Below are 11363 nucleotides of genomic sequence, written 5' to 3'. Positions count from 1 at the left end.
TATCAATTATCAGCTGTTTGTCAGGTTTTTGAATTAATTCATTTCCACCAACGGGAGAAATCTCATTTCTAATTTCCCACATCTCAATACTCCTTATTCCATACTCACTACTTTATCAACACTCCAGGCGTCCGGTTTTTCTTTGAACAGGATTTTGGTTTGTGCCCAGACATTTTTAAAAAGTTCAGAATGCCGGTAATTCTCCAGAGCATCTTCATCTTTCCAGTAACTATACGTAAAAAAGCGGTTTGTATTGTGTTTGTCGCGGTAGAGTTCCAGGAATTCACAACCTTCAAAACCTCTTATTTTTGATTTGTTTTCCTCAAAATTGGCAAGAAACTCATCTATCTTATCTTCCTTAAAACCCATTTTTACAATTCGTACGAACATCTATTCAAAATTTATGGTGACAGAATCCAGGTACTCTAGTCCGAATAAGGTGGAAGCACTACCTACGGTACTTGGATTGCTTTTATAAATGGCCAGTTCTATATAACCGGCAGAATTGAATACTGCCAGTTTTTTCCCGTCTTCTTCTTTCCTCTTTTCTTTTTCTACATTGAAGTTGATGGCATGACTGTAAGTTTCATGGATTTCAGAAAAATTGACCCTTCTGGCCCTGATTGTGAAATCCCTTCCTTTGCCTACAGTTTCAAATAGCTTACGTGAGATATTCGTGATCACATTTCCGTAGTTGTCTATATAGATCACATGGCCCAGGATCTGATTTTTTTCCGAATTAATGATAGGCTCAAACTGCTTAAGATATTTGATGGTACTAACGCTTTTACCTATTACTTCCAGGGTGCCCCCACGGGCCAGATGGCAGGCTACTTTTACGAATACATCCAGAACCGGAAAATTGGTCTCAACCTTATCGTGGATATTTATTTCCACAACCTTTTCGGGTTTTATTTCAGAAGCAAGCAAAGACAGGATTCCATTGTTGGCACATATGAAATAATGCTCATCCAGTTTTACTGCCAGGTGTTTGTTTTCCGGAGTCAGTTCCGAATCGATTCCGATTATATGAATACTTCCCTTTGGAAAACTTTTATAGGCATTTTTGATGATATATGCTGCCTCATTTATATGAAATGGAGAAACCGAATGTGAAATATCAACAATCCTAACATCACTAAGTTCGCTATAGATAGCCCCTTTAACCGCGCCAGCGAAATAATCCTTTTCCCCGAAATCGGTTGTTAAAGTAATGATTGCCATAGGCGATTGTTAATATTTTTTTAATCTGAGACTGGTTATTTTCCTTAAGTTTGTATAGAAGGCGAATATAATTTTAATTTTAGTGATTCGCTCAGCCAGAAAGGTAAAAAATACCATAAATCTGATCCAAAATTAGGATATTGAAAACGAAGGACAAATTAAAATAGTCTGAAAAAAACCTGTAATGCTTCACCAAAAAAATATAGCTTTTGAACGAACTTCTTATTGAACTCTCAGAAATTAGCCCTCGCGAATTCTTCGGGCAACAAAATGAACATATTGAACTTTTAAAAAAGTACTTTCCTAAACTGAAAATTGTTGCCAGAGGTAGCAAAATACGTGTTTTTGGTGATGAGGAAATGCTGGAAGAGTTTGATAAGCGTTTTACCATGCTGATGGATCATTTTGGAAAATATAATAAGCTGGATGAGAATACCATAGAAAGAGTCCTTACCAGTGAGAGTGAAGAAGATTATAAAACTTCCCAGGAAAGTGGGGAAACCATAGTTCACGGGATTAGCGGAAAGGTTGTGAAGGCTCAAACGGCCAATCAGCGCAGGCTCGTAGAACTGTCCAAGAAGAACGACCTGGTATTTGCCATTGGGCCAGCAGGGACCGGAAAAACCTATACAGGTGTGGCACTTGCCGTAAAAGCACTGAAAGAGAAGCAGGTTAAAAGAATTATCCTTACAAGACCGGCGGTGGAAGCAGGGGAGAACCTTGGGTTTTTACCGGGTGATCTCAAGGAAAAGCTGGATCCCTATATGCAACCACTTTATGATGCATTAAGGGATATGATTCCGCACGAAAAACTCGAAATATTTATTGAGAAAGGAGTTATCCAGATCGCGCCACTGGCTTTTATGAGGGGTAGAACACTGGATAATGCCTTTGTGATCCTTGACGAAGCTCAAAATACTACCCATGCCCAGATGAAGATGTTTCTTACACGTATGGGAAAGAATGCAAAATTCATTATCACAGGCGATCCCGGCCAGATAGATCTGCCACGCAGGGTAATCTCCGGACTAAAGGAAGCACTTCTGATCCTTAAAGATGTTAAGGGAGTAGGGATGGTTTACCTTGATGATAAGGATGTGATTCGTCACCGACTCGTGAAAAAGATCATTGCGGCATATAAAACCATTGAACATAACGAATAATAAAAATTAAAGTTTTCACTCTTTATGAGTAATACAATTATTAGAACAGATTTTAACTTTCCCGGCCAGAAGTCGGTTTATAAAGGCAAGGTACGTGACGTTTATTCACTTGAAAATGATAAACTGGTAATGATTGCGACAGACAGGCTTTCAGCTTTTGACGTGGTAATGCCTAAGGGAATCCCGTATAAGGGCCAGATTTTGAATCAGATCGCAACCAAGATGATGGAAAAGACCAGCGACATAGTTCCCAACTGGCTGGAAGCAACGCCCGACCCGAATGTGGCAGTTGGCTATAAATGTGAGCCCTTTAAGGTTGAAATGGTGATCAGAGGATACCTGTCGGGCCATGCGGCAAGAGAGTATAAAGCAGGAAAAAGAGAACTATGCGGTGTTGCCATGCCTGAAGGTATGAAAGAGAATGATAAATTTCCAGAACCTATAATAACACCGGCCACTAAAGCTGAACAGGGCGATCATGACGAGGATATTTCCCGGGAAGAGCTCTTGAGAAGAAATATTGTTTCTGAATCCGATTATACGAAACTTGAGGATTATACAAGAAAACTCTTTCAAAGAGGTACCGAAATCGCTGCAAAACAGGACCTGATTTTGGTGGACACCAAATATGAATTCGGGAAGACTCCAGATGGAACCATTGTACTGATCGATGAAATACATACACCTGATTCTTCAAGGTATTTCTATAAGAAATGCTATGAGGAAAGACAGGAAAAAGGTGAGGCTCAAAAACAGCTTTCCAAGGAGTTCGTTAGGCAGTGGCTTATCTCAAATGGATTTCAGGGAAAAGAAGGACAAAAGGTGCCGGAAATGAGTGATGAGTATATCACATCAGTTTCAGATAGATATATTGAGCTCTATGAGAATATCACCGGTGAGAAATTCGAGAAGGCCGATGTTTCCAATATTGAAAAACGTATTGAGAAAAATGTGGTGAATTTTCTTAAATAAGATTAATAAACCCCTAAATTTAAAGCTGGATTTTAATTCCGGCTTTTTTTATGCTCTATACTTAATCGAAAATTTATATATTTAAACTTTACTTTTATTAAAAATTAACTAAATGAAATTTTCTTACAATTTTTTAAATTGCAGGAAATGAGAAGGAAGTCAAACATAACCACATTAACTTGAATTATGAGTAATTATCACATTAAGAATCTTGAAGAATATTTCCAGGTATATAGGAAATCTGTAAGGGAGCCAGAAAACTTCTGGCAGGAAGTAGCCGAGGAGCACTTCGTTTGGAGAAAAAAATGGGATAATGTGCTTAGTTGGGATTTTTCAAAACCCGAGGTGAAGTGGTTTGAAAATGCAAAACTCAATATTACTGAAAACTGTATAGACCGTCATTTGCTTACCAATGGTGAAAAGACCGCTATTATCTGGGAACCCAACGACCCTGAAGCGGAAGCGATTCACCTGTCTTTTAATGAGCTTAATAAGAAGGTAAATAAGTTTGCGAACATCCTGAAAGATAATGGGATTGAAAAAGGGGACAGGGTATGTATCTATTTACCTATGATCCCGGAACTGGCCTTTGCGGTTCTGGCCTGTGCCAGGATAGGAGCGATCCATTCAGTGGTTTTTGCAGGATTCTCTTCTTCGGCACTCGCTACTAGAACCCTGGATGCCGATTGTAAAATGATGATAACATCAGATGGTTCTTTCAGAGGAGCAAAGACTATCGATCTAAAAGGAATTGTAGACAGGGCTTTGGAGGAATGTCCCGATGTAAAAACGGTCCTGGTAGCTAAAAGGACGGGGGCAGAGGTAAATATGAAAGAAGGTCGTGACAAGTGGCTTGAACCTTTAATGGAGGAAGCATCAGATGTATGTGCGCCTGAAATCATGGATGCGGAAGATCCTCTTTTTATCCTGTATACTTCTGGGTCTACAGGAAAGCCTAAAGGTATGCTTCATACCACGGCAGGTTATATGGTTTACTCAGCTTATACTTTCAAGAATATTTTTAAGTATGAAAATGAAGATGTTTACTGGTGTACTGCTGATATTGGATGGATTACAGGGCATTCTTACATAATTTACGGGCCTTTACTTAATGGAGCGACCACGGTGATGTTTGAAGGGGTACCTTCTTATCCTGACTTTGGTAGATTTTGGGAAATTGTTGAAAAGCATAAAGTAAATCAGTTCTACACGGCTCCAACAGCTATAAGAGCTTTAGCCAAAAAAAGCGTTGACCTGGTGGATAAATATGATCTTTCTTCCATTAAAGTTCTTGGAACGGTGGGAGAGCCAATTAATGAGGAAGCCTGGCACTGGTATAACGATAATATCGGGAAAGGAAAAAGTCCTATTGTTGATACCTGGTGGCAGACTGAGACCGGTGGAATTTTAATTTCGCCAATTCCGTTTGCAACTCCTACAAAACCAACCTTTGCAACCCTGCCATTTCCGGGGATCCAGCCCGTTTTAATGGATGAAAATGGAGAGGAGATCAAAGGTAATCAGGTAGATGGACGACTTTGTATCAAGTTTCCGTGGCCCTCAATAGCCCGTACTATCTGGGGGGATCATGATCGTTATCGCGATACTTACTTTTCGGCATTTAAAGGTAAATACTTTACCGGCGATGGCGCGTTAAGAGATGAGGTAGGTTATTATAGAATAACAGGTAGGGTAGATGATGTGATCATTGTTTCCGGACATAATTTAGGAACTGCCCCTATAGAGGATGCAATTGATGAACATCCGGCAGTTGCAGAATCTGCAGTAGTTGGCTTCCCGCATGAAGTGAAAGGAAATGCCCTTTATGGATTTGTTATTCTGAAGGAATCTGGAGAGTACCGAAACCAGGATAACCTTCGTAAAGAAATCAATCAGCAAATCTCTGATAAGATTGGACCTATAGCCAAACCTGATAAGATACAGTTTGTGGAAGGCCTGCCTAAAACCCGTAGCGGAAAGATCATGAGGCGTATCTTGCGTAAAATCGCATCTAAGGATACTTCCGATCTTGGGGATACTTCAACACTACTTAATCCGGAAGTTGTTGAAGCGATTATTAGCGGATCAGAAGACCTATAGTTAAAAACGGTAGAGCTTCCTCAGACTTGAAATTTTTTCGCTGCCCAGGCGGCTTAGGACCTTTATGAAAACTATGGCGGTTATATAGGCATCACCGGAAGCTGTGTGCCTGTCAGTCATATCTATATTGTAGGCTTCTGCAATTTCATCCAGAGAATAGACCCTGTCCCGGTCTATAAGATTGGTGCTTATACGGGTTTTTTTATAAAGTACCGAGGTGTCTAATACCTTATTTTTCAGTTTTGGCAATCCATGCCTGGAGAGAGCCTTGTTGACCATTTTTACATCAAAACGGGCGTGATGAGCTACCAAAACGGAATTTTCTATGTACTGCAGGAACTTTTGTAGAGCTTCCATTTCAGAAAGCTTATCAAACTTTTCATTCTGGATTATACCATGAATTTTCACGGTTTCTGGATTGAACTTCTCCTGGTCTAAATAAACTTCAAAATTATCTTTGACCTCAATGCTTTTGTTCCTTACAACAACAGCACCAATACTCAATATCCGGTCTTTTTCAAAATCGAATCCGGTGGTTTCAGTATCAAAGACTACAAACCGGATATCACCGGTGTCTTCCGGAAGTTTTTCCTCAAAGCTGTTTTCATATTCCTGCCAGAAACCCGGAAAATCCTCCAGATTATGCTTCTTCTTGAACCAGTTGAATATCATATATAATAGGTTACTTCAAATCTTAATTTAATAAGCTCCTGGATCTCTTTGATCGTTTTAAAACAACGCTTTAGTTTTACCTTATCTTCTTTGCCGAGATCTTCAAGATTTATGAACCGGCCACTATCCTTATTTTTCAATCCCTGTTTGGTCCTGAATTTTATAAGGGCCTTGGAAGAATAGGCACAGGCAAGGTATAATTCTTTGTTTTTAGGCTCCAGCTGAGCCAATTTTTCGAATCTTTCAGCGGTATTACTGATGTTTTTTACTCGATATTCAAGTATGAGTAAACGCCCTGCATCTGTTAAAGGCATGATCCCTCTTTTTTTGATATCGAAAAGATCTTTTTTCTCTCCGTCCTGTTCAACAAGGAACTGCCTGAAGAAGCCTAAGGGGGAAGGGTTTCTCAGGGCCTGAGCTGCAAGGCTGTTCAGGAAGTGTCGGTTTCCTTTTAGAATTTCAAAAACATGGTCTGAAATTGAATTGGTAAGCTTCACATCACCATAGGAAATATCAAAATCAAAGAATATCTGGCAGAGTAATATCTCTTCACTTCCCGAGGTTGTGACCCATCTTGAAAACTGGTCTTTCCATTCAGAAAGACTGAGGCAGTATTTTGGGTTTCTGGCCATCATTTCAGCTGGACAAAATTCATAACCTATAATATTCAGTCTTTTGGTGACCTTTGTTGCGAGTTTTAAATAATATGCACGTGTTTCTTCAAGTTTTTCTTCAGGTACATCTGCAAATACAAGTGCGTTGTCCTGGTCTGTATGTAATAATTGCTCTTTTCTTCCCTGGCTACCCAGAGACATCCAGGCAAAATTCACTGGTGGAGGGCCCTCCATCTTATCCACACATCTCTTGATGGTTCGCTTAATGGTCGCGTCATTGAGCTCGAACATTATTTTAGAGATATGAGTAAGCGGAATGTTGTTTTTTAAATATCCCTGTAAAAGAAATAATATCTTGCTTCTTATTTTTTTAAGTTTCTTGGTGCTACGGGCTCTTTTAATAGCTTTCATGAGCACTGAAGGGTTATTCCCCTGCGAAACCATTAGGTCATGTTCAGAAACAATTCCTTTTACCTTTGTATTGGGAGTGCCGTCTTTGGTGATGCAGATATGGTTAATATCATGTTTCATCATTGTGAGCTGGGCCTGGGCAATGGTGATGCCCTTTGAGTAGCATATCACCGGCGAGTTCATAATTTTATTTACAGCACAGTCTATAGAAAGTTTTCCTGTGCCTATGAATTCCCTGAAGTCCAGGTCGGTTAAAATGCCCACTGGCTTATCATCTTCTACAACTATTACAGATCCCACTCGTTTCTCGCTCATTAGCGTGGCAGCTTCCTGAATACTGGTTTCCGGAGATACGGTCACCATTTTCTTAACCATGGGAATGGGCTGGAGGTCGAATAAAGCTTCTTGTTTAAAACTAATTTCTTCGTCTTCTGTAAAAAGTTTACCACGATGTTCAGTGGAATAAGGGTTTCTGGTATTTGAAGCGAAACTTTCCATCAGGAAATTGCCTACCTGGGAATTGCTAATGGCCAAGGGCTTGAATTCCTTAAGCGGAATTGCATATATAATGCTTTCTTCATCGGTAATGGCATTGATCTGGTAATTCTCCTTTGCGAACAGGGGTCTTAGACCAAAAACATCTCCTTCGTCACATTTATCGATAGTCTCCGGTTCTTCTTTCTCATTGACCTTTTGAAGGTCTACAGCTCCCTTATGAACAATATAGAAATACTCATGTACTTTTTCACCCTTTAGAAAAATGGCTTTTCCCTGTTCATAATAATTTACCCTTACCTCTGCGGCAATGCTATATAGTTGCTTTTTCTCAAGCAAAGAAAAAGGTGGATAATCGCTTAAAAAATCTGCAATTCTGGCGGCAATAGTATTAGTCATATTCCAAATTTATCCGAAATATGGGAAAGAAGACAATGCTCCACTAGATTTATTCCTCATCGATCTCAATTTTATAATCCTGAATAAGCTTATAAATAGCTTTTTCAGTCTCTGAAAGCTGAATATAATCCGGGGATTTATCTTCCTTTACTCTTTTGAAATAAGGGACAATTTCACCATTTTCATAGGTTTCCACTACTTTTGGGTGTACATAATAAGTTCTGCATATGGCCCGGGTGTTTCCCAATCCCTCGGCAGCGGAGTCGAATGCTTCCAGGGTCTTCTTTTTGTTTTCTTTCTCATCTTCACTATAGCCTAGTTCGCGCAGGGTTTCGAAGAAGATTTTAGTTGCAGACCAGGTCCTGAAATCCTTGGCAGAAAATATATCCCCGCTAATTTCATGTATATATTCATTGATCATCCCGCTGTCTACGCTTTGTTTCTGGCCATTCTCATCATAAAATTTGAAAAGTTCCCAGCCCGGTATCTCTTCACACTGATTAATAAGGTCTACAAGTTTTCTGTTTTCGACAGTGATTGAATGTTCCTTTCCCTTCTTCCCTATGAATTCGAATTTTAAACCATTCTTGAATGTCTTTACATGTTTGGTTCTGAAAGTGGAAAGTCCGTAGGTTTTATTATTCTTTGCGTAATACTGGTTACCGATACGAATATGGGTTTCTTCCATCAATCTTATAACAAGGGCCAGAACCTTCCTTTGAGGCATTCCCTTAAGCTCCATATCTTGGCTTACCTGCTTCCTTATTTTTGGAAGGACTTTTCCAAAAGCTGTCATTTTGAAGAACTTGGTCTGATTCCTTATTTTAGACCAGACGGGGTGGTACATATATTGTTTTCTGTCTTTATCATCACGTCCCACTACCTGGATATGTCCGTTTTTAAGATGGGCTATTTTAACATCTTTCCATGCCGGTGGAATCACTAGATTCTTGATTCTGTCGATCGTCTTTTGATCTGATATTTTCTCTTCTTTTTTGTAGTAAGCGAACCCCCGACCTACTTTTTTTCTTTTTATGGAAAGATGGTTTTCTGAAACATATACCAAATTGGCCATTCTTACAGCTTCCTGCGGATCATTAATAATTGCATTGATATCGTCCTGGGATAGGGTCATGGCTTTTTCCCTAAAGATAACTGGAATGCTATTCGTATTTAATTAAAGAATTGTGAAATATTCTGTAATAAAAACAAAACTCCCGGTGTGCCGGGAGTTTTAAAGTTGCCATTTATACAGTGAAGCTGATTAGTCGAAATAGCTAAAAGTATCTCCGTCCTTTATTTTTAGAATTGATTCATAAATAAGGTTAATCACGTTTTCCACATCATCACGGTGTACCATTTCTACAGTGGTATGCATATACCTTAAAGGAAGTGAGATCAGGGCTGAAGGTACCCCGCCATTACTGTAAGCGAATGCATCAGTATCGGTTCCTGTAAACCTTGAAGAAGCATGTCTCTGGAATGGGATCTTCTTTTCTTCGGCCGTGTCTATGATCAATTCTCTAAGCTTATTCTGAACAGCCGGGGCATATGAGATAACAGGTCCATCACCAATTTTATTCAGACCATTGGTCTTTTTTTCTATCATTGGAGTAGTGGTGTCGTGGGTCACATCGGTCACAATGGCTACATTTGGCTGTATCCTGTGAGTAATCATTTCAGCTCCGCGTAATCCAATTTCTTCCTGTACCGAGTTTGTTACATACAGCCCGAAAGGTAATTTTTTCTTGTTCTCTTTTAAAAGCCTGGCTACCTGAGCTATCATGAATCCGCCAATACGGTTATCAAGGGCACGGCAAACAAACTTGTTTTTATTCAGAACAAAGAACTCATCAGGATAAGTGATAACACAACCAACATGTACACCAAGTTCTTCAACTTCTTCTTTACTGGTACAGCCAACATCTATACAGATATTGTCCATTTTTGGTGCCTGTTCCTTTTCTTTATCTCTTGTATGAATGGCAGGCCAGCCAAATACACCTTTAACTATTCCCTTTTTGGTATGGATATTCACCCTTTTTGAAGCGGCTATCTGATGGTCGCTACCTCCATTTCTTACCACATATATAAGACCTTCATCTGTGATATAATTTACATACCATGAAATTTCGTCAGCATGCCCTTCAATTACTACTTTATATTTTGCTTCCGGATTTATCACGCCAACTGCAGTACCATAAGTGTCGGTGAAGAATTCATCAACATATGGTTTCAGGTATTCCATCCATAATTTCTGCCCTTCAGATTCGTAACCAGTAGGTGCAGCATTATTCAGATAGTTCTCCAGGAACTTTAGCGATTTTTCATCTAGTATTTCGGTTTTCTTCATAATTCATAAATTTTAGCGAAATTAAAAAGATTTGGGTGGAAGGCAACCGGCGAATGATTAATTTTGGAATGATTTTGGTTAAAAGTCTTGTTGAAAGTTGAAAGTTGATGAGCAAATATATTTCCATATTAATATTTTTACTGGGTTTTGCCGGGTTTAGCCAGAAAAGCATTTCTCAAATGGAAATGGATACTCTTGATAGTGATACTCTACAAAAACGGTATATGATCATTGCAGGTGATTCGGTTCCTCGTGAGACTATTGACCTGGAAGAAGTGGTATTACTTCGCCGGCTTAAGTTTGATGATATTAATGCCAGGAGGCGTTACCTTATACTAAGGAAGAAAACCCGGAAAGTTTACCCTTATGCTAAGCTGGCTTCGGAAAGGTTAGTAGAGCTTAATTCTAGACTTGATAAGATCAAATCCAGGAGGGATAGAAAAAGGTACACTAAAATTGTACAGAATTATATTGAAGAAGAATTTTCGGCAGAGCTGAAAAAGTTAACCCGCACGGAGGGTCAGATACTTGTAAAACTAATCCACCGGCAAACCGGTACTACTACCTTTGATCTTGTAAAGAATCTAAAAAGCGGATGGCGGGCTTTCTGGTACAATACCACGGCTAGCATGTTCGATATTTCCCTGAAGGAAGAATACGACCCGGAATCTAACCAGGAAGATTTCCTTATTGAGGATATCCTACAAAGGTCATTTCGGGATAACATTTTAGAAAGGCAGGCCAGTGCTCTGGATTTTGAATACCTCGATTTAAGCGATAAATGGAGTAATTCTGGTTTCTCAAAAAATAGAAGTCGTTAAATCATCTTTATTTGTGTCTGGTGTTCAGAGGCTTAACGAGAGCTCTTAAAATTATCTAAAAATACTTCACGAAAAGTTTTGCCAAAAGAAAAGATCGGGTGTATATTTGCAGCCGCTTTCACGGGGAGCGTATGTTCAC

At 39.3% G+C, this 11363-nt stretch carries 10 protein-coding genes; 4 read left to right on the top strand and 6 right to left on the bottom strand.

Features of this window, described 5'->3' with window-relative positions:
* Positions 1 to 93: 93 nt before the first annotated feature.
* A complete protein-coding gene (locus LU635_RS01735) occupies positions 94 to 390 on the bottom strand; it encodes a putative quinol monooxygenase (RefSeq protein WP_240095554.1) in 297 nt (98 codons plus the stop codon).
* Complete coding sequence (locus LU635_RS01730) at positions 391 to 1224, bottom strand: SAM hydrolase/SAM-dependent halogenase family protein (RefSeq protein ID WP_240095552.1); 834 nt, start codon at positions 1222 to 1224, stop codon at positions 391 to 393.
* 209 nt (positions 1225 to 1433) lie between these two features.
* On the opposite strand from LU635_RS01730, the gene LU635_RS01725 reads away from it, so the two are divergent.
* From LU635_RS01725 to acs, 3 genes are all read left to right on the top strand, one after another.
* Positions 1434 to 2387 carry a PhoH family protein gene (locus tag LU635_RS01725; protein ID WP_240095550.1) on the top strand — a complete coding sequence of 318 codons (954 nt, stop codon included), beginning with the start codon at positions 1434 to 1436 and terminating at the stop codon, positions 2385 to 2387.
* Between the two features lie 24 nt (positions 2388 to 2411).
* Positions 2412 to 3359 (top strand): phosphoribosylaminoimidazolesuccinocarboxamide synthase, encoded by a 948-nt coding sequence (locus LU635_RS01720; RefSeq protein ID WP_240095548.1) that lies wholly within the window; start codon positions 2412 to 2414, stop codon positions 3357 to 3359.
* Positions 3360 to 3545: 186 nt separating this feature from the next.
* Positions 3546 to 5459: an acetate--CoA ligase gene (gene acs / locus LU635_RS01715; RefSeq protein ID WP_240095546.1), complete on the top strand. Its 1914-nt coding sequence runs from the start codon at positions 3546 to 3548 to the stop codon at positions 5457 to 5459.
* On the opposite strand, the gene LU635_RS01710 is transcribed toward acs, so the two are convergent.
* The 4 genes from LU635_RS01710 to LU635_RS01695 form a co-directional block, all read right to left on the bottom strand.
* Positions 5460 to 6131, bottom strand: a complete 672-nt coding sequence (locus LU635_RS01710) for a 3'-5' exonuclease (RefSeq protein ID WP_240095543.1) — start codon at positions 6129 to 6131, stop codon at positions 5460 to 5462. It lies immediately after the preceding gene.
* The gene (locus tag LU635_RS01705) at positions 6128 to 8050 is read right to left on the bottom strand and encodes a DUF294 nucleotidyltransferase-like domain-containing protein (protein ID WP_240095541.1); all 1923 of its coding nucleotides are present in this window, start codon (positions 8048 to 8050) and stop codon (positions 6128 to 6130) included. Before LU635_RS01705 ends, LU635_RS01710 begins: the two co-directional genes overlap by 4 nt.
* 49 nt (positions 8051 to 8099) lie before the next feature.
* Entirely contained in the window at positions 8100 to 9185 is a 1086-nt protein-coding gene (locus LU635_RS01700) for a DNA topoisomerase IB (RefSeq protein WP_240095540.1), read from the bottom strand.
* Positions 9186 to 9314: 129 nt separating this feature from the next.
* Positions 9315 to 10403 (bottom strand): M42 family metallopeptidase, encoded by a 1089-nt coding sequence (locus LU635_RS01695; RefSeq protein WP_240095538.1) that lies wholly within the window; start codon positions 10401 to 10403, stop codon positions 9315 to 9317.
* 107 nt (positions 10404 to 10510) lie between these two features.
* Here LU635_RS01695 and LU635_RS01690 point away from each other — a divergent pair, with 107 nt between their 5' ends.
* Positions 10511 to 11224 carry a DUF4294 domain-containing protein gene (locus LU635_RS01690; protein ID WP_240095536.1) on the top strand — a complete coding sequence of 238 codons (714 nt, stop codon included), beginning with the start codon at positions 10511 to 10513 and terminating at the stop codon, positions 11222 to 11224.
* The last annotated feature ends 139 nt before the right edge of the window (positions 11225 to 11363 follow it).

The sequence above is a fragment of the Christiangramia crocea genome, assembly GCF_022410465.1.
GTDB lineage: Bacteria > Bacteroidota > Bacteroidia > Flavobacteriales > Flavobacteriaceae > Christiangramia > Christiangramia crocea.
The sequence above is the reverse complement of the archived record's forward strand: the minus strand, read 5'-3'. Positions and strand labels throughout refer to the sequence as shown.

What these genes read in the sequence shown, in the direction of transcription:
- LU635_RS01735 (WP_240095554.1), bottom strand. Translation starts at nt 390, where the DNA reads ATGTTCGTACGAATTGTAAAAATGGGTTTTAAGGAAGATAAGATAGAT.
- LU635_RS01730 (WP_240095552.1), bottom strand. Translation starts at nt 1,224, where the DNA reads ATGGCAATCATTACTTTAACAACCGATTTCGGGGAAAAGGATTATTTC.
- LU635_RS01720 (WP_240095548.1), top strand. Translation starts at nt 2,412, where the DNA reads ATGAGTAATACAATTATTAGAACAGATTTTAACTTTCCCGGCCAGAAG.
- acs (WP_240095546.1), top strand. Translation starts at nt 3,546, where the DNA reads ATGAGTAATTATCACATTAAGAATCTTGAAGAATATTTCCAGGTATAT.
- LU635_RS01710 (WP_240095543.1), bottom strand. Translation starts at nt 6,131, where the DNA reads ATGATATTCAACTGGTTCAAGAAGAAGCATAATCTGGAGGATTTTCCG.
- LU635_RS01705 (WP_240095541.1), bottom strand. Translation starts at nt 8,050, where the DNA reads ATGACTAATACTATTGCCGCCAGAATTGCAGATTTTTTAAGCGATTAT.
- LU635_RS01700 (WP_240095540.1), bottom strand. Translation starts at nt 9,185, where the DNA reads ATGACCCTATCCCAGGACGATATCAATGCAATTATTAATGATCCGCAG.
- LU635_RS01695 (WP_240095538.1), bottom strand. Translation starts at nt 10,403, where the DNA reads ATGAAGAAAACCGAAATACTAGATGAAAAATCGCTAAAGTTCCTGGAG.
- LU635_RS01690 (WP_240095536.1), top strand. Translation starts at nt 10,511, where the DNA reads ATGAGCAAATATATTTCCATATTAATATTTTTACTGGGTTTTGCCGGG.